Genomic DNA, 18,878 nt, shown 5'->3' with positions numbered 1-18,878 from the left:
AGATTTAGTAAACAAAACGTTGCAAATGATATGCACGTCTAATAATGCAACAATATATACAGGATCGTATTCCAATGACCTCTAGTCACTACCAAGTCCCGGTAATTCAAACGAACTACGCTAAAATTCTGGTTCAGGTTTTTTCTGACTATGGTCTTGATTTACATCTGTTGCTTAAAGACTCAGGTTTACCACCCGACCTTATCGAATCAGAAAGTGATTTTGTGCCATCGGAATCCATTAAACGTTTGATTTATCTTACATCGGCACAACTCGGCGTATCTCGGTTCACCGATATTCTTGGACTCGCATTTCGACGCCGAATCATCCCAAATGTCTTGCATCAATTTACCGAATTCGAAACCATCGGTGACGCACTAAAACAGATCAATTCAATCTTTGCCTACGACTCCCCAGGCAGCAAAGTCGAGTTTATTCAAGAACACGGTCAAAGCTGGTTTTGCCGAACCGCCCCAGAAGACAACTCCCCTATGTTTCAATGGGGCGAAGCTTTTGCGATTACATATATCATTGAATTAATAACCATTTTATCCCAATCGCCATGGTTACCTAATAAGGTGCGTCTGCAAGGACATGACATCGATGTCGTTAAAACACTGGTGCCAAGTAGCTGCCAATTGTTTGTTGATCAGTCGTCGACGGCTGTGCTTATTCCTGAAGAAATCTTACAACTCCCAATTCGCCTAACCTCTAAAGAACTCAGTGCTAAACCGACGCTTATTGAGTGGCACACCAGCTTTACCGATAGCGTCTATGAGCTTCTAAAGCCGTACATGAAAGAACAAGATCTCTCTCTTGAAGAAGCCGCTGAGCTACTCAACTTTTCAGTGCGAACGTTCCAACGCAAACTCAAGAACGAAAACACCACTTATCGAAAGATCAAAGAGAACCTGATGTTTTCGGTAGCTTGTGAACTGATGGAAGAAGGCCATACCCTGACCTACATCTCTAGCCAACTCGGGTACACCAACATCTCGCACTTTTCTCGTGCGTTTAAGCGCGTCTCAGGGTTAACCCCCAAGATCTATCAACGCTCGATTTCGGCTTAGGCTCCGCTCTCACCGATTAGTTAATTGCAACACACGCCTAACCAAGGACAATGGGCGCTGCCCTGCCCGAGCCTGTGCTAGAACTAGAACTAGAGCTACACACTCTATTTCGCCCATTACCTTTAGCTCGGTAAAGCGCCTTATCCGCACTGCGATAGGTCGCTTCGGCTTGTGCCTGTATTTCAGACACACCACTGCTCACAGTCAGGTTCAGTGTTGTTCCTTTGGCAATCACTTCTTTCAATCGATACATCGCCTCAAACGCTTCTGCCAAATTAGTTTCGGGCATTAAGATAGCGAACTCCTCGCCGCCTACTCGCGCTACGATGTCGGTGTCTCGGCTGTTATTTCGCAACAGTTCCGCGACCTCTTTCAACGCTGAATCACCTTGGTCATGACCATAATTATCATTGATGGCCTTGAAATGATCTAAATCGATCAACGCCAAACAAGAGTGCGTGTAACCATAACGCTCCGCTAAGTTTGAATAATGGTTAAGATCTTTATCAAAACGGCGGCGGTTCCAGCACCCTGTGAGAGAATCTGTGTCCACCAACATTCTTAATCGACGTTCTAATACTTTGCGTCGGCTAATGTCGGTAAAGGTCACAACGTATTTACTATTGTGCGGCAGGATTTCGGTTAGCTTTTCCACTACAACGTTGACAGTAAACTGCTCGCCAAGTCGACTGACCCCACTCAACTCACCTTTCCACCTATGATTTTCCTTAAGTGAACGAGTGATAGTCGATATCAAACTGCTATTATTCATGAAGCAGAGATCAGAAATCGGACGAGACTCGACTTGGTCAAAGGCATAGCCTGAAACTCGAGAGAACTGTTGATTGACTTGTATTACCCTCAATTGACTGTCGAGGATGATAAAACCAGCGACGCCATCAATAATCGCTTCAGACAAGCTATTCTTGCTTTGAGCCATTTCATGTCGATATAGGCGTGCAGTAATGAGGCTGCTGAGCACAAATAAAGCGCACACAGAAAAAGCCATGACTGCCGAAGAAGCCACACTCAGTAACCACAGACTAACGGCCATATTGAGGGCAAGTGTAGACACCACGTATAGCGGAATTTTTCGGTCAAAACTTAACTTATTCATAGTTTGCTCTGGTGATGGGCGAATCGCTATGATGGCTAAGTTTCCACTAAGATATTTACCATTTTACGACACATATAAATTCAAATTACATACCGAACATTAAGCGCATAGGCTTATGCTAACTATTGAGCAGAAGAAGCGAGTTGTTTAATAGAAAGAGCTAGTTAGTAATCAGGTACAACTAATTATTAAGTAAGAACAAGCTACCACCGCTCAACGAGCTGCCAGAATTGAAGTTAATTCCAATCCCGAAGTTGTCAAAAAAGTAAGAATCGTAAGGGACATCAAATACTAATCCTGCCCCAAATTCATAGTAAAAGGAGTAGTCAAATCACCCGCGACATCGATTCTTGTTAAGTTATAGTGAATTTGAGGGTGATTAAGCGACCAAGCATCGAGCGCTACATTTTGCCTAAACTCTAGTTCATTAATGAATCGCATCCCTTCTGGGTTACCGGTATCGCCATCGTTCGCTTCGCCCCAGCCTGTTCCATAAAAGTAACGAACTCTGGAAGACACATTCCAACTGCCCCACTCCTTTGGTTGCAAGTATTGAAGTTTGACTGAAGGTTCTGCAACAAACGCCCATGCTGATGTATTCAATGCGTAGCCATCTAGCTGAGATTGAAATGCTTGAGAGTAGCTGTTGTTGTATTCGTATTTATTGCGGTAATAGAGCAAGTGAGTGCCTAACCCATAGGCGATAGACCAATGCTGGTTTAAATGGTTTTGCCCTCCGAAAAAGCCATACAGGCTCAATACCGAGTCTTCATTTGGGTTAACACGACGGTCAGGAGTCACATCGATGAGATCTCAATATCCTGTTCAGAAAGCGCATAAGACCCTCGCACAGACCAAATAGATCAAGGTCAGGGTCGCCGGTTTGAATCACGGAAGAATAAGGAATGGAGCCGACACTGACTTGGCTTCTCGTGTCGATGGTTTTATCGGAGCCAAAACCACTGTCGTGATTATTGTTTCAAAGATCTACTTCGCACTCGATGATACGCCCAAAGCAGAGAAAGCATAACTGCTTTACATACACACCAAAGACAAAAAAGTGAGCCTAATTATACTCACTTTTTATATCCAGATCTGATTATTAACAAGGAGAATTAGATAACGACTCTCGCTCTAATACCAAACACCCAAGCGCTGCTTTCATTGGAGAAAGCTGGATCTTTAATGTATTGAATATCAGGTGTCACTTGGATGAAATCGTTGAGTTGCATGTTGTAGTAAATTTCAGCTGTCCACTGCTCTGTATTACCGCTTATTGCTTTCGCATCAGCTGCAAAAGAATCACCATTCACTTCCGCCCAGTTTAGCGCAACACCAAGGTTGTTCGTCGGTTTTCCTAACCCGAAATATCCCATACCAACAGAGATTGATTTATCGTAAAGGGCAACATCCCCTTCTGAGAAACCACCTCGCACAAACGGCATAACTTGCGGCGTCATAAACTGACTCCATGAGAAATTGACGCCCGAGCCACCTTCCGCAGCAAGGCTATTACTGTGGCGCGTATCGTCACCAAAATCCCAAAACGTCACATGGAAGTTATCGGTATAAATCTGCTCTTGCGAAGCCGTCCAACCTAATTCCAGTGTGGTGAAGAAAGAGGCATCGCTTCCAAAAGCGGTATCAAAGCCATCAAAAATATCATCTGATTTACCCTTTGCGTCCGCGATACCACCTACGACATAAAAGTTTTCGCCTAGCATATGACCGGCAGAAAGGGCCAATACACCGTCATCCGGTAAGCCCATCGCACCTGAGCCTGTCGAGAATGCCAAGTTAGTAAAGCCAGACCACGGGCTTGCTAGAGCGTAAACATCCGCATAGTTCGTTACATCCTGCCAACCGACGACAATGGTGCCTTTGCCATCATTGATTTTTTGCTTCCAGTTTAAGTCTGTAACACGAAATCCTTGGTCGCTGTATGCCGGACCAATTGCACCGACATAGCCAAGTGGGCCGAATGAATAGTCTTTTGGCGGAGTATCACCATAAGCATGCCTATGTTCCACCTTCCAAACTAAGCTACCTGAGTTCTGTGTGCCCTTTCCTAATAGATGCCATGAACCGTATAATCGTGCCACACCCGAAGATGCATCAACGCTGTCGCTGCCAACCCCATCCCCTGAGGTCAGCCCCAAAGCAAAGTAATCTGCACCAAATGTAAAACCATCTTCAGCTAATGACTCCCTCCAAGATTTCTTTTGTGCTTTCTGCTCTGCAATTGTATTTTCAACAGAATCTGGGCCTTCAAAGTTAGCGCCGTAAACAACGCCACTCATTGGGCTCGCCACCATCACAATAGCCATACTTATTTATTTTGGAGAATCTTGAGTTCATCATGTCACCAGTGCTTTTTAAGTTAGTTTTATTTTATTCACTACTCACATTGAAAATTGTCATTTGATGACAACCATTAATTTTCTTTTTCATAATAGTCTTCGATCGTCGAAGCTTTCATTTCATAACCCATGGTGAGATTACTTTTGCCATCGACTAGGAAGACTTCTTCGGTCACTTTGTTCGAGCTAAAGTCACCTTCTACCCACACTGGATACTGAACGTTCTGTACCTGAAAGCCTTCAGGGAAAGACACGCGCACAATCTGGTTTGCAGGTGGTGGTGGCATGTGGATACACGCACCCGCCACTGGCACTAACAGAAACTCGGTTGCTGTCATTCCTTCTGAAAACTCCAGTGGAACGATGAAACCGGGAACTCGTACTTTCTTGCCATCAACTCTGTCGTGATGGCTTCGGCGTTTGCTTTCATGGTTTGCATGTATTCGTCACGCAGTGCGATCATTTCGTCTGCGTCTACACCCTGCTCTTTTAGCGTTTGTTTAAAGAATAAAACCTGTTGTTGAGCTTGATCTTCCTCTGATGCACTCATTGCTATCACACCTTGTAATAGACGCATTTGTTGATCGGTGAGATCCGGCATTTCTACTTTCATTTCGTGAGACTCTGAGTTCAGATCTTGCCACTCAAGATTCATCGCAGTTTCAGAAAAAGTAGGAAAAGCAACGGTCGTCAGTGATACCACCGACAGGATAAGAGGAAGCATTTTTTGCATAAGGAACACCTTGAAGAGAGGTGACCTACCCAAATAGGTCACCCATTAAAGCTTAATTTCTGACTAAGTTGTCGAACTGATCTACAGCGTGTTTTTGTAGACTTTGCCGTCTTTCATGATGACTTTAATGGTGTCGATTTCAGGGCTGCGCGGCTCTGCATCAAACCATTTTTCGTTTGCCCCAATCATTGACAAGTCTTCAAGTGGGTTGCCTTCAACAATAATGATATCGGCGTATGCGCCCGCTTCAATCACGCCTAACTTACCCTCTGGGTATGGGTCCATCACGCCAGATAACTTAACGATCTCACCATTTACAGATGTCATCCCTTTCAAAGTGAAGAAGTTGCCTAACTCTTTACCCGCAAGGAAGATCGTATGGTCAGTTTGTTTGATACAAGAAACCACGTCACCAACACAGTCTGTGTGGAAACCCCATTTAGGTTGGTACTTGTTGACATTCGATATGTAGTCTTTGAATGCTTTGGTTGCCGACTCCGCTTTACGCTTAGAGGCAGGGTTCGAGTTGATCGCTTCGATCTGCGTCAGGTAAGGTGAAAACGCGGTCATATTAGTTGTGATGTAAGCGTCTTTATCTTCCATCTTGTCAGCGATATCGCCATCGAACATGAAACCGTGTTCGATTGTTTTAACACCCGCATCCAAGTTACGCATGATCGCTTTTTTACTGTAGGCGTGCGACATCACGTAAGAGCCATACGCATCAGCAATTTCCACGGCAGCTTCAATTTCTTCCGCAGACATCGCATTCAACTGCCAAGGGTCAAATGTTGAAGCCACACCACCCGAAGACATGATCTTAATTTGAGTATTGCCTTGCTTGAAGTTTTGACGAGCAGCGGCTTTGATTTCTGTAATACCATCGGCATTAAAGCTCACGCTATTTCGAGCCATACTGGTCGATGAACCAAAGAAGTGTTGGTTAGCCGTGGTTAGGTTACTAAAGTCAGCATGCGAACCCGTCGGGCCAATAAATGCGCCTGATGTGTAAAGTCGTGGGCCCGGCAACATGCCAGAATCGATTATTTTACGTAAGCCAGTATTCAAGCCACCAGCATCACGCCACGTGGTGAAACCTGATTGAAACGCAGCGTTAGCGTTCACTGTTGCTCGAGCAGCCAGTTCTTCAATCGTCCGGTTGTTTTCGTGGTCACTTAGATTACCGCCATTCAGCAACAAGTGACCATGGCCTTCGATTAAACCCGGCATTAACGTTTTGCCTGTGCCATCAATCACTTCAGCTTCGCCAGCCTCTATCGGGCTCGCAGAGATTTGTTTGATAAGATTATCTTCGACTAATACATGATGGTCTTCGTACAATTTGTTTTCAGTACCATTGAAAATATCAACGTTTGTGAATAACGTTGAAGCGGCATTTGCAGAAAAAGCAAATGAACACGAAAGAGCAATAACAGAGAGTTTTAAGCCAGCATTTTTCATTTATACACCTTGATTCCGTTTATGAGTGGAGTCCACTTCCCATAACGATTCCGTAACTACTAATGAGTGTTATGAGGTTTCAAAGGTGTTTTTATTAGCCGCGATAACCACAAAAATCTAATCAAAATTCCGGGGGAAATCGAGGCAAAACAACTCATCAACATTCAGTAACTTAGTAGTGATACTGCCAGTGTTCAAGGTTCACAAATGGCCATTTGGTGACAATAAATAAATCTGCGTTCAGGCTCCGGTTTCTGCTTAATGGCTGGAGTTATTACTTATTGGCTAGAGTTTGGCTGCGGAACTGTTATTGCCGGAGCTCTTACTGATAGCTTTGTACTGTTGCTTACCGACGTTAGCTGTGCTCTTTTCGGTACTGTCTTGGCGTCATGTTCATCTGTCGTTTAAAGGCTCGGGTAAAGTGGGAAGAATCGGAATAGCCCATTTTCGCGCCTACTTGCGTGATCGATAAATCTGACTTCTTAAGCAATTCTAAAACCTGCTCAAGAACCATCTCTTCAATCAAGGTTTTGTAGGTCACCCCTTCACTTTCCAACCGACGCTGGATCGTTCTGACATGAATATTTAGAATCTCAGAAGCTAAGCTAATTGGCAGTTTCCCCATCGTGAGATAAGGTTTAATAACAAGCTTAAAAGCACTCAGGAATGAGCTAGGTAAAGGCGCAGTGATTTCTGATTCTTGAGCTACCTTTGGCAAAACAATAGGCGCAAGCATGATCTCTTCAGGGATCTCAAAGGCGGTGACAGGTCTATGCGTATAAAACTGAGTACTGCCCATTTGTGGAAGAGATTGAAAGCATTCGAGATCGCCATTCTGAATACCGACCTCAAACGGCTTCCAACGACCTTGCGTTAATACTGAAAGTAACTCGTTGATGAAAATAACCGAGAACAGTTCAGCGAACTTAAACCAAGGCGCGTTAGTAAACGGCTTCTCGCGGACCAACCACCACTTTCCTCCGGATTGCTTGGTATAGACATTCGCACCGTTGGATACGAGCTTCAACTGCTCACCAAATTGGTCAAGTGCACTTTTCAGCGAGTCTTGCTGACTCAGTTTAGCGACGAACCTTGGCACATAGGTTTGCTTGCAAAAACTCCACATAAACAGCGAAAACTCTTCTCTCGACGCAGATTCCCCCATAATCTTGACCACATTCTTAACCGTGGTCTCAGGAAGATAATCGTAATGGTCATTACTGGTGAGAATATCATTAGGGATTTGAGCACTGCGTAGTAAGGTATAGATTTCACCATCAATATGTTTGAACAGTTCCGCGAACAATTCGACTTCTTTCTTATCTACAACCGTCATTTGAGGGATATTCGGCATCCTTTCCTCTTAATCTGTTCTTTCACGAACTCAAATTATCACCTTATTTAAGATAGCAGAACAAACGCCCCGTTACCTAGACCTACTAACCGGATACCTCCGTCAAAATAACGGATAAACAAACGGTTAGTAGCCAAACTAGTATTTACTGACTTGGTAGATTACTGAACGGCTAAGTCCGCTCTGCGTACCCAGAATGCTCGTATATGATCGTAAATCAGATTAAACACAAACGCGTAAATGGTAATAAAAATAGTCACGCCGATATCCATTAAGAATGCCTGCCAAATCCCCACATTAAGCAAGAAAGCCATCACTGGGATCGTCGCTATCAACAAGCCTGCTTCAAACAAAACCACATGGAATATTCTCAGCTTAAGTGAACGCTGAGATTTTTCACCCGTAAAGTAGCGATCAAAAATGCGGTTAAAGCAGTAATTCCAAATCATAGCGATTGTCGCGACAACTATCATGGTTTCTGATAAGGCATTCACATCATGATCGGTAAATATCGCCAAGCCCATAATTGAAAGTGTTACGGCCAAAACTTCGAATAACACTGAGTGGAACACTCTTTCTAACGTACTCATACATTCCTCTAAATAATCTAGTATGTGTTGGATTAGCTCGGATTATGTCATCGGAAATAATAAGAGAAAGTTAACAGCCATCACGATTAGTGATAGCCTGAGCATTATCATCCCATTTGGTATTGAGCGAGAAGTAACATGTACAGTTTTGAGCAATTAAAAGTCTTCGTCACCGTGTGTGAAAGTGGCTCTTTTTCTGCTGCAGCACGTAAGCTGAAACGCGCTCAGTCTGGTGTCAGCCAATCGATCGCCAACCTAGAAATTGCCATCGACCAAGAGCTGTTTAACCGTGAGAAAAACATCCCCGTTTTGACCAACACAGGTAAAGCGTTATTGCCTGTCGCTAAGGCAATTCTCGACCAACAAAAGTACTTCGACCAAAAAGTAGAATCGCTGACACAAGAAGATGAACACGAACTGATCATTGCCATTGATGAGAGCATCATAGATAAGAATTTCATTAAGATAATCAGCTCACTAGCCGATCAGTTTCCAATCACACACTTTGATATTATTACCACCTCAACCTTCGATGTTGAAGACTTAGTCAGACGCGGCAAAGCGCAGATAGGTATCATCTATGCGGACGGTGAACTTAAAGTAGATATGGACTTTTTCTTACTGGGCCAAGCACGCTTTCTTACTGTTGGCTCTGCCACGCACGAGCTGAGCCAAATGCCCGTCGTTCAAGACTCAGACCTAAAGCGCTACCGCCAATGTGTGCATCGCAGTTCGAAGCAGCGCGAATTGTGGTTCACCTATGGCATCAGCTCGATGCTTTGGTATGCAAACAACCACAAAACAATCATCGATCTCGTTGAACAAAACGTAGGGTGGGCAAATGTGCCTGAAATGATGGTGATGGAAGGAATTCAGAAAGGTGATCTCGTAGCACTGCCAGTGGCACACGAGCATGGTGGTTGGATTACTCCAGTGGGTTGCTTAGTGTCTCGCAGTCATATCAATGGGCCAGTGTTAACAAGTTTACTTGAAAAACTAAAGGGCCACTCATTAGAAAACAATCAATGGCAAGCCAACTAATCTTCCCCAATCCTTGAGCTCAGCCTATTTCAGCAACTGAATCCTAAATCAATGACGGTGGTGTTTTCTCCAGCACTACCTCATTTCCGCTTTTCGTGCCGATAATTTTCTTTGTCGTGTGGATAAAACACCCTAGTTGATATCCCAAAGTGACATAACTAGTATGCGATCCTAAAGGGGTTGTCTTATCAAACTGAGATCGACAAAACCAAATCGCTCTTTAACACCACTGACCCAACTTCAAATCTCCCACATAAGTGCCCCTGCCCTGCAACCACTTGTGAAAGCTTCAAATAGATCACTTTTGAATATTGATTCGCACCCAGTTTATGAGCCCTCTTCGAGTGCTTTTTTATATCTAAATGAACCTTTTGGAAAATTTGTCGTGAACGTTTTAAGAAATATTTGCCCTGAGAAAATGGGCAAAGAGCGTAACAAACGAGAGTATGATTTACGCGTACTTAATTGTGTCAGTGAAAGCGAATATGAATCGCGTATGGCAGTTTGGAATAGCTTAACTTTGGTTGCTACTCCGTCTATTTCAGAAACAAAAGGCTTCATCGATGAGGCTTTCAACAAACTTCAGCAAGACTTGAAAGAAGCGAGCCGCGAGTTATCGATTAACTACACAGACTTCATTGCAATGGCGCATGAAGAACTCAACTACATTAAGGTGTTTGTTGCTGATAAGACCGCGCAATACGGCTGGTATGCCGCGATCGTTCTTATGATCATCGGTACTGTTGCTTTATGCGCTCAGTAAACCAAATTGTGTATTCAATAAATTGTCTTAAAAGCTCAAGCGATAGGCCAATTTAGCCTTTCTATGAGCCTGTTGTTTAACTAGAAAACAAATGGTTAATCTCATTTGTTTTCTAGCCGATAACCCCTTCACTCTCTCATTAGAGACAACAGATCCCGCGTCGCTTGTTTGGGATCTTTAGCGTGACATATCGCAGATACCAATGCTAACCCATGAATACCGCTCTCAACTAACTGCGGAATGTTCGATTCATTAATTCCACCAATACCGACAATCGGTAACTTCGTTGTCTCCAACGCCATTTTAATGCCATCATAACCCCAATGTTTCTTAAGATTTGTCTTAGTCGGTGTGGCAAAAAGCGCACTGAGGCCAATGTAATCAATCGGCAGACTATCGGCTTGTTGTAGCTGCTGTTCAGTTTCAATTGATAACCCAAGAATCTTGTCTGGGCCAATCAACTGACGGGCTAACTCAGCAGGCATATCTGACTGTCCTAAATGCAAGCCGTCAGCATCCACAGCCAAAGCAACGTCTACCCGATCGTTAATGATCAGCGGTACACCAGAGCCAGCCAAAATCAACTTAACAGCTTGTGCTCGTTCAATGAAAGCTCTTACATCCCCATGTTTCTCTCTTACTTGAACCATAGTGACGCCACCAGCGACCGCTTGTTCAACCACAAACTTAAGCGTTTCTAAATCTTGCTGGTCATCCGTTACTAAATAGAGCTTATAAGGGTTCATATCGTACCTTTGGAGTCGGAGTCTAAATAGAGTTGCTACCATTTTACCGACAAATCGCATCATGTGCATGGAAGTTAATACTAAATTAGCTCAATTAAGCGCGCACCATTGAATATACAACTCGTTGAAAGCATACCGAAAATCCTGGAATTTTTAACGAAAGCGTTACTTATTACACAAAGTATTCACTTCAAGCATGCCCAGAACGCTGTTTTATGAAATACTCCGCTGTGAAGGAATCAGGTAAATATAGGGATAGTTATGCGCCACCTTTCTATAGCGCTCAAGATCAAGCTGGGTTATGCCATCTGCTTGCTCTTTTTCGTCATTTCAGGCTTTGTGAGTTACAAAGGTATCCAAACCTTGTCGAACGGCTTTAGCCAATACAGTGAGCTCAGCCAAAAAGCGACACTGTCAAGCAACATTCAAGTGCACTTTCTTCAGATGCGTTTAGCCTCTGAACGTTACTTAGAGTCATTGGATGAGCAATACGAAACAAATTATCAATCAAGTAAACTCGCGATTGATGAACTGCTCAACAACTTAATCCAAACCACCACCAAAACCGATAGCCTAGCTAGCCTGCAATTAGTGCAAGACAGCGTGGCGGCATTTGACACGGCTTATGGCTCAATGAAACAGAGCCAGCTGCTCATCGACCAATTAGTGAATGTCGAAATGGTCAAACGAGAAACCAACGCCCTCAAAGCGGCTCAGAGCTTGTTGTATGAGTCTTACAACAACAATGATCCAAACGCGAGCTTATACGCGGGTATGTTGATGGAGAACTTCCTCGCAGCCAAGATCACCGTACTGAGTTACTCAAACAACAACGACCTAAAAACCTATGAAGCGGGTAAAGATATCTTTGAATACGCGTTGCCAGGTATTGAAGGCGATATTGAATCTCTTAAATCATCCCCTTATCAAAGTGAGTTGATTGAAGACTTCTCAAACCAACGTGAAGCGTATGCAAAGGGCTTTAAGCAAGTTCATCAGCAGATGATTGAAAACACTCAAAGAACAGCGACTCTTGCCTCGATTGGTGACAGCTTGGCTATCGCGGTCGCGGATGCTCAAAGTATTCTAGAGCAACAGAAACAAGCATTAACGCCAGAACTGCAAGCCAGTAAAAAACGTTCAGTTCAAATCATCTTCTTGCTAACGGGTGTGGCTTTGGTGATTGGCATGACGAGCGCAGTGTTGGTGACTCGTTCTATTACCAAAGGCATCGCGCAGGTTAAACAGATCACCAACGAGCTTTCTCAGGGCAACCTGAATGTTGAAGTGAACATTGAGAGCAAGAATGAGATTGGTGAACTGCTGACTAACATGGAGATTACGATTGAATCTCTGCGCGATATTGTTGGTCAAGTGAACCGTTCTAGCGTGCGTATTGGTGAGATGTCGGAGTCACTTAATCAGGTGACAAACAACAGCTCGACCAATGCAACACAATTGAACAGTGAAATGATCAACATCTCTTCTGCCGTTGATCAATTAGCTTCAAGCACATCAGAAATTGCTGCAAGTGCTAACCACGCGTCTCAAGTTGCCAACCAAGCAACCGAGAATGTGGCGATGGGGCTCAAAGAAGTAGACAAAACACTGCATGAGATTGGCAGCGCCGATGAAAGCATGCAGGTGAGCAGCCAAAAAGTGACTGACCTACACAAAGAGTCGATGAATATTGGTGCCATTCTTGAAGTAATCAAAGGCGTTTCTGAGCAAACCAACCTACTGGCATTAAATGCGGCTATTGAAGCTGCGCGCGCAGGTGAACAAGGTCGTGGATTTGCAGTAGTAGCCGACGAAGTAAGAACTCTAGCTAAGCGTACTCAAGATTCTGCAAGCCAGATTGATGAGCTCATCACCTCGTTACAGCGTGGCGCTAAAGATGCGTTAGAGTCGATCAAAGAGAGCCACAGCACGGTTTCAGATGCTTCAACTCAGGCACAGCAAGCTTCTCAGAACTTGCATGTGATTAACCAACACATCCAAGATCTGAATCAGGCTAACAGCCAGATTGCAGTATCTGTTGACGAACAAGATTGTCTGACCAAATCATTGGGTGAGAATGCACAAGGTGCAAACACCATCGCACAAAGCAACCAAGAGTCTGTAAGCAGTATTTCTGGCGCGGCGAGCGACTTAACCGAGGTTGCTCACCACCTAGAGAGCCAAGTGAATCGATTTAGAACCTAGCTGACTTTAAGTCTCTGTTCTTTCGAGCCTCGTTTATTGAAAACATAGCGAACACGGTTTATACAATAAGAAAGCCCCCAGCACATTCGTGTTTGAACTGACACCAATAGTTGAGGGCTTTTTAGTGAGCTAAATGCTTAAGCCAGATTGAGACTACTGAACCTTTAAACGTTGAATCAGTGTCTCTTCATCTAGTTGATACAGCTCATCGAGTAAGTTCATTTGCAAACTACCTGGGCCACGTGAATTCTCAGCGGCGATTTCGCCAACCACACCTAAAACTGCTGCTGCAGCCAAACCACTGTCATCACCGACAGCCGCGAAAGCACCCGTCAGCGCTGTTAGCGTACAACCCATGCCCGTCACATACGGCATCATTAGGTGACCATTGTTTAACGTCACAACGCTGTCTTTAGTCACAACGTAATCTGTTTCACCAGAAATAACCACGTTCGCACCATATTCAGCCACTAAGCATTGCGCTGCGCCTAATGCGGCATCACTGCTATCTAGCGCATCAACGCCTTTGCTCTGTGCTTGCTCACCCGCTAGTGCGATAATTTCAGATGCATTACCACGAATAATCAACTTATCGGCTAAGCGTGCAATTTCACGAGAAGTTTCGGTACGCAGCGTACTTGCACCACAACCCACAGGATCAAGCACCACAACCTTGTTGTTCGCATTCGCTTGTTCAACAGCAAAGCGCATTCTTGGTGTCCACACACTGTCTAGCGTACCGATGTTGATCACAAGCGCGCCAGAGAAAGACATCATCTCTGCCAGCTCTTGCTGTGAGTGCGCCATAATAGGCGAAGCGCCAATCGCCAATAACGCATTGGCCGTATTGTTCATCACGACGTAGTTGGTGATGTTCACAACCAGTGGTTTTTGCTCTCGTACTGCGCGCAGCGATTGGATGATTTGTTCAGTTAGCATGGATTAATCCTTATTCAAGAAAGTCGCTTTAAACCGCGGTTGAGTCATTAAGTGCATTCAGACCTTGCTGCCAAAAAGCCACTTCCATACGCGTTGCGGTTTTGAAGATATGAACGATGTTCTGACCGCGCTCGCTGTTGATATCAATTTCAGCAAGCAGTTGATTGAAATATTCCGCGCCCGTTGCCACGCCTGATTGGAACTCTTCTCCGCCGTACAGTTGCAGCCAGCTTGCGTACGGGTTGCCTTCTAACACAGTATCACTGCTTTCTAACAACGCTTTACCAATCACAGCGTAACCAATTGAACACGGAGCCAGTGCCGCGTAAAGGTCGACAAGATCACCCGTCATACCTGCATCTAGAACGTAGCGCGTGTAGGCAACGGTGCCGAAATCTTCAGGTTCATTTTCCAAGTCAGACTCCGTTAAACCCCATTGACCACAGTAAGTCACGTGGTGTGAAATTTCAGAATCTAATAGAGCATGAACACTTGGCAGTGCACGACGCATATCAGCCAAGGTTTTAGCTTTGTAAATCGCCAAAGCATAAGCACGAGCATACTGCTTCAAAAACAGAAAATCTTGCTTCAAGTAATGCAGAAAACACGGTTGAGCGAGAGTGCCGTTCGCCAGCGTTTTAACAAAATCATGCTCGATGTAGTCTTGCCAATCTTGCTGACAGGCTTGGATTAAGTCTTGGTATTTCATGAGATTCCTTAGTCAAAAGTCGGTACGTAATCAGCGGCTTTTGGTAGTGATTTGATAATGCCTTTGTCGAACATGAACTGCGCGTAATCGTCGTAACGCTTCATATCTACAGCTGAAGGGCGAAGTGCAAAACGAGTCAGTGTGTCGTCCCATGCACGTTGGTTAAGTTCGTTGTTCAACGTATCTGGTGAATACGCCACAAACTCACTCCATGACTCTTGTGGGTGGTTCACAATGTAAGTGGTTGCTTGCTCAAGTGCTTTGTTGAACGCTTTGATCGCTTCGTCGTCGTGTTTCTTTGCGTTCGCCACAAAGATCAGCTCGTCGTAAGCGGGTACGCCGTGCTCTTCAGGAAAGAACGCTTTTGCTTTAAAGCCTTCAAGTGCTAACTGGTTGGTTTCGAAGTTACGTAAGCCACCCCAAATTGCGTCTACCTTGCCTGATGCTAATGAAGATGAAAGTGCCCAACCGACATTGATGGTTTGCACGTCTGTAAACGCAACATTTTCTTGCGCTAGCATAGTGCCGATAGTTGCTTCTTCGTTACCCGCAATCGCGATACCGATCTTCTTACCTTTCAAGTCCGCTAATGAATCGTTCTTGCCATTGTCCAAAACCATCAACGTATTCAATGGCGTTGCGATAAGGGTTGATGCGCGAACGAGAGGTAAACCTGCCGCTACATCCATGGTTAAACTTGGTTGGTAAGTTACTGCTAAATCGACTTTACCTGCTGCAACCAACTTTGCAGGCGTGCTTGGGTCTGCAGGCTCTTGGATTTCAACCTCTAGGCCTTGGTCAGCAAAGTAACCGCGCTCTTGAGCAATCACAATTGGGCCGTGGTTCGGGTTCACAAACCAATCCAACATCAATGTCAGTTTCTTTTGTTCAGAATCCGCCAATGCATGACCTGAAACTAGCGAAGCAAGCAGTGCCACTGCACCTACCAATTTGGTATTTTTCATAGTTAACCTTTCCTTTTGAATATTATTATTGTGTTTATAGAGCTAATTTTTAACGAAGTTTTGTTTAGATAAATAGCGTTGAGCGAAGCCTTATTAAACAAAGTGTTGAGCGAACCATCATTGGTTTTCCCAAGGGATAGCTTTTTTAAGTAATTTGTCTGTGATGAAGTAGAGCGAGATGGACAGCACCGCCAAGATGAACAAGGCAGCAAACATCTCATCAATGATCATGCGCGCGTTGGCCTGCAGCATTAGGTAACCTAGCCCTTCACTCGAACCCACCCACTCGCCGACAACCGCGCCAATTGGGGCAATAACCACCGCCACACGAATGCCAGACGCCAGTGTTGGCAATGCGGCAGGCAATTGGATATAACGGAGCAATTGCCATTTAGATGCACCCATCGTCTTGGCAAGATCAAGGTAACCTGTCGGTGTATTACGTAGACCGTCGTAACAACAAGTGGTCACGGGGAAGAAGATAATGATCGCCGCCATCACCACTTTTGACGCGATGCCATAACCCAGCCACAACATCAACACTGGTGCGATCGCAAACACAGGGATTGCTTGGCTAGCAATTAAGATAGGCAACAACCAACGTTTCAGCGGTTCGAACATCAACATCTGTAGGGCGAAAAACAGCCCCATAGACAAACCGAGCAATAGACCAAGTAAGATCTCCTGCGCAGTCACCCAAGTGTGTTTGAGTAGCACATCGTAACGTTCAATTAGCTTGATGAAGACTTCTGCAGGTGCTGGCAGAATGAAGCTAGGCATCTCGAAGATAACCACCACCATTTGCCATAAACCGAGAATCACGGCGCTGCTGATCAGCAAACGCATAATGGGATTAATCTGACGAGGACGTGTAGTGGCAGTCTGTACGTTAGCTGAATGAGCCACAGCTTCGCTTCGCGTTAGATCATTCATAATCACGCTCCAACTGTTCTAAGATCGCTTGTTGTAACTCAGCACATTCACCATCTAACACTCTTGGTGTGCCCGTATTGGGCACAGATAAAGACTGAGCATTCGCAGGCGTGCCTTGCAACACATACAAGTTATCCGCCAAACGCACCGCTTCTTGTGGATCATGAGTGATCAACACAACGGTTTTATCTCTTAACAGTTCACACGCTAAGGTCTGTAACTTGTGTCTTGTTACCGCATCCAGCGCAGAGAACGGTTCATCCATCAGCACCACTGGCTTGTCTTGCATTAAGGTTCGAGCCAAAGCGACACGCTGACGCATACCGCCAGACAATTGGTCCGGCATCGCATTCGCATAATCAGCCAAACCAACCGCAGCTAGCAACTCTAGAGCTTGATTGGTTTGCGGTGCTTTATCAGAAGCTGGATTTTGAAAGCGATGACTTAGGCAAACATTGTCGATAACCGACAACCATGGCAGTAACAAGTCTTGTTGTGCCATGTATGCGATGCGATCCGTTAAAGGCAGATCATCAGAGGTTGCCAATGTGCCCTGCCACTCCACCTTGTCGTCCAGCAAGCCTGCCAGATAACGCAATACCGTGGTTTTCCCGCAGCCACTACGACCAAGCAATACCGTCCACTTACCTGCGTTTAAGCTCAGTGACAGCCCAGATAAGGTCGCGTGCTCGCTATCTCGGTAACGCAGAGTCGCGTTGCTGAGTTGAACGCCAATCGTATTAACGGACATTACCGTGTCCAGCGAAGAAGTGATTTACTGGGCCATGACCTTGGCCGACTTGCAACTCATCAGCGTGAGCAATCGCGCGCGAAATGTATTGTTTGCCTAGGTCGACAGCCTCTGAAAGCGTGTTGCCTTGAGCCAAGAAAGAAGCAATAGCAGATGAAAGCGTACAACCCGTGCCATGGGTATTTTTTGTAGGAAAACGTTTAGCGCTAATCAGAGCAGATGTGGTTGGCAGAATCAGTAAGTCGTTACTGTTCTCATCCTTCTCTAAGTGACCGCCTTTTAGCAGGACAGCTTTAGCACCTAGTGCGCGTAAGTCTTCAATCATGCCCTGCATTTCGGCTTCGCTTTCAGGTACTGGCTTGCCTGTTAACGCCGCGCCTTCTGGCAAGTTAGGCGTAATGATGTCTGCGAGCGGAATCAGCTCTTGTTTTAGCGTCGTAATTGCCGAGTTTTCTAACAGCAGGTCTCCACTTGTCGCCACCATGACAGGGTCAATCACTAAGTGTTTAGGTTGGTATTGTTTGATTTTGTCCGCGACGACTTTGATGATTTGCGAATCGGCCAACATGCCGACTTTTACTGCCACGATATTGAGATCAGTGAAAACCGCATCTAGCTGGCTAGCGACATGATCAAGTGGAATAGGAAAAATGGCGGAAACGCCTTGAGTGTTCTGGGAAGTGATAGCGGTAATCACAGAACAAGCAAAACTACCGGTAGCAGACATGGCTTTAATATCAGCTTGGATACCTGCACCGCCGCCACTGTCAGAACCCGCGATGGTTAAAACAATCGGAGTATTCGTGCGAATCGTGTCTTCAGCAGAGTGCTGCTGTGTTGAGGCTTTTGGAGTTGAGGCTTTTGGCGTTAAATCTTTTGAAATAGAACTGTGTGTCATTGTCGCTCCTACTATCTTACAAGACGTAGGAGAACGAACACCGATCGAAGGAGAAGTCGCAATAGATTCATGAACAGTATTCATGAATGCAGACGTAGAACGAGTGCTTATAGTTCCCTACGCCAGTGTTAACTGAATCAGGTTCAACGGGTCTCGACTAACGATCTCAGCAAACACCAAATAAGGAATATGCCCCCCGACTATTGATAGCGATAGTAACAGCACTCTCACAACTGAGATACT

18 protein-coding genes, 1 pseudogene and 1 riboswitch are annotated in these 18,878 nt (G+C 45.0%); of the genes and pseudogenes, 4 read left to right on the top strand and 15 right to left on the bottom strand.

Annotated features, from left to right (window positions below; translation table 11 throughout):
• Positions 1-74 precede the first annotated feature (74 nt).
• Complete coding sequence (locus tag BCU75_RS08240) at positions 75-1,070, top strand: AraC family transcriptional regulator (protein ID WP_004731614.1); 996 nt, start codon at positions 75-77, stop codon at positions 1,068-1,070.
• 37 nt (positions 1,071-1,107) lie between these two features.
• Here the strand turns inward: BCU75_RS08240 and BCU75_RS08235 are convergent, their stop codons facing one another.
• The 8 genes and pseudogenes from BCU75_RS08235 to BCU75_RS08205 all read right to left on the bottom strand — a co-directional run bounded on the left by BCU75_RS08235 (position 1,108) and on the right by BCU75_RS08205 (position 8,685).
• Positions 1,108-2,187, bottom strand: a complete 1,080-nt coding sequence (locus BCU75_RS08235) for a GGDEF domain-containing protein (RefSeq protein WP_102473499.1) — start codon at positions 2,185-2,187, stop codon at positions 1,108-1,110.
• Positions 2,188-2,368: 181 nt separating this feature from the next.
• Positions 2,369-3,163: pseudogene (locus tag BCU75_RS08230) on the bottom strand (Solitary outer membrane autotransporter beta-barrel domain); the annotation flags it as partial.
• Between the two features lie 139 nt (positions 3,164-3,302).
• Positions 3,303-4,514: a carbohydrate porin gene (locus tag BCU75_RS08225; protein ID WP_241905363.1), complete on the bottom strand. Its 1,212-nt coding sequence runs from the start codon at positions 4,512-4,514 to the stop codon at positions 3,303-3,305.
• Between the two features lie 107 nt (positions 4,515-4,621).
• On the bottom strand, positions 4,622-4,990 hold the full coding sequence (locus tag BCU75_RS24555; RefSeq protein ID WP_241905367.1) for a DUF3299 domain-containing protein: 369 nt from the start codon (positions 4,988-4,990) through the stop codon (positions 4,622-4,624).
• Entirely contained in the window at positions 4,882-5,280 is a 399-nt protein-coding gene (locus BCU75_RS24550) for a lipid II flippase MurJ (protein ID WP_241905362.1), read from the bottom strand. The genes BCU75_RS24555 and BCU75_RS24550 overlap by 109 nt, the downstream gene beginning before the upstream one ends.
• Before the next feature lie 81 nt (positions 5,281-5,361).
• The gene (locus tag BCU75_RS08215) at positions 5,362-6,741 is read right to left on the bottom strand and encodes a metal-dependent hydrolase family protein (protein WP_102473498.1); all 1,380 of its coding nucleotides are present in this window, start codon (positions 6,739-6,741) and stop codon (positions 5,362-5,364) included.
• Positions 6,742-7,096: 355 nt separating this feature from the next.
• Positions 7,097-8,077, bottom strand: coding sequence for a helix-turn-helix domain-containing protein (locus tag BCU75_RS08210; protein ID WP_102473607.1), 981 nt, complete (start codon positions 8,075-8,077; stop codon positions 7,097-7,099).
• A 179-nt stretch (positions 8,078-8,256) separates the two neighbouring features.
• Entirely contained in the window at positions 8,257-8,685 is a 429-nt protein-coding gene (locus tag BCU75_RS08205; protein WP_102473497.1) for a PACE efflux transporter, read from the bottom strand.
• A gap of 138 nt (positions 8,686-8,823) precedes the next feature.
• Between BCU75_RS08205 and BCU75_RS08200 the strand changes: the two genes are divergently transcribed.
• Together BCU75_RS08200 and BCU75_RS08195 are read left to right on the top strand one after the other, a co-directional pair.
• Complete coding sequence (locus BCU75_RS08200) at positions 8,824-9,726, top strand: LysR family transcriptional regulator (RefSeq protein WP_102473496.1); 903 nt, start codon at positions 8,824-8,826, stop codon at positions 9,724-9,726.
• A 418-nt stretch (positions 9,727-10,144) separates the two neighbouring features.
• Positions 10,145-10,489, top strand: a complete 345-nt coding sequence (locus tag BCU75_RS08195; protein WP_102473495.1) for a thiamine-phosphate diphosphorylase — start codon at positions 10,145-10,147, stop codon at positions 10,487-10,489.
• A 128-nt stretch (positions 10,490-10,617) separates the two neighbouring features.
• Here BCU75_RS08195 and thiE read toward each other — a convergent pair whose 3' ends face one another.
• Complete coding sequence (gene thiE, locus BCU75_RS08190; protein ID WP_102473494.1) at positions 10,618-11,235, bottom strand: thiamine phosphate synthase; 618 nt, start codon at positions 11,233-11,235, stop codon at positions 10,618-10,620.
• A 261-nt stretch (positions 11,236-11,496) separates the two neighbouring features.
• Between thiE and BCU75_RS08185 the strand changes: the two genes are divergently transcribed.
• Entirely contained in the window at positions 11,497-13,440 is a 1,944-nt protein-coding gene (locus BCU75_RS08185) for a methyl-accepting chemotaxis protein (RefSeq protein WP_102473493.1), read from the top strand.
• Positions 13,441-13,593: 153 nt separating this feature from the next.
• Here BCU75_RS08185 and thiM read toward each other — a convergent pair whose 3' ends face one another.
• The 6 genes from thiM to thiD form a co-directional block, all read right to left on the bottom strand.
• On the bottom strand, positions 13,594-14,379 hold the full coding sequence (gene thiM / locus BCU75_RS08180; RefSeq protein ID WP_102473492.1) for a hydroxyethylthiazole kinase: 786 nt from the start codon (positions 14,377-14,379) through the stop codon (positions 13,594-13,596).
• Between the two features lie 28 nt (positions 14,380-14,407).
• Complete coding sequence (gene tenA / locus BCU75_RS08175) at positions 14,408-15,088, bottom strand: thiaminase II (RefSeq protein WP_102473491.1); 681 nt, start codon at positions 15,086-15,088, stop codon at positions 14,408-14,410.
• 8 nt (positions 15,089-15,096) lie between these two features.
• Positions 15,097-16,053 carry an ABC transporter substrate-binding protein gene (locus BCU75_RS08170; protein WP_102473490.1) on the bottom strand — a complete coding sequence of 319 codons (957 nt, stop codon included), beginning with the start codon at positions 16,051-16,053 and terminating at the stop codon, positions 15,097-15,099.
• Positions 16,054-16,170: 117 nt separating this feature from the next.
• Complete coding sequence (locus tag BCU75_RS08165; protein ID WP_102473489.1) at positions 16,171-16,986, bottom strand: ABC transporter permease; 816 nt, start codon at positions 16,984-16,986, stop codon at positions 16,171-16,173.
• Positions 16,979-17,737 carry an ABC transporter ATP-binding protein gene (locus BCU75_RS08160; protein WP_102473488.1) on the bottom strand — a complete coding sequence of 253 codons (759 nt, stop codon included), beginning with the start codon at positions 17,735-17,737 and terminating at the stop codon, positions 16,979-16,981. Before BCU75_RS08160 ends, BCU75_RS08165 begins: the two co-directional genes overlap by 8 nt.
• Entirely contained in the window at positions 17,727-18,635 is a 909-nt protein-coding gene (thiD, locus tag BCU75_RS08155; protein ID WP_102473487.1) for a bifunctional hydroxymethylpyrimidine kinase/phosphomethylpyrimidine kinase, read from the bottom strand. Before thiD ends, BCU75_RS08160 begins: the two co-directional genes overlap by 11 nt.
• A 97-nt stretch (positions 18,636-18,732) precedes the next feature.
• A riboswitch (TPP riboswitch) is annotated at positions 18,733-18,844 on the bottom strand.
• Positions 18,845-18,878 lie beyond the last annotated feature (34 nt).

This window comes from Vibrio splendidus (genome assembly GCF_002873455.1).
In the GTDB taxonomy this organism is placed as follows: Bacteria; Pseudomonadota; Gammaproteobacteria; order Enterobacterales; family Vibrionaceae; genus Vibrio; species Vibrio splendidus_J.
The sequence above is the reverse complement of the archived record's forward strand: the minus strand, read 5'-3'. Positions and strand labels throughout refer to the sequence as shown.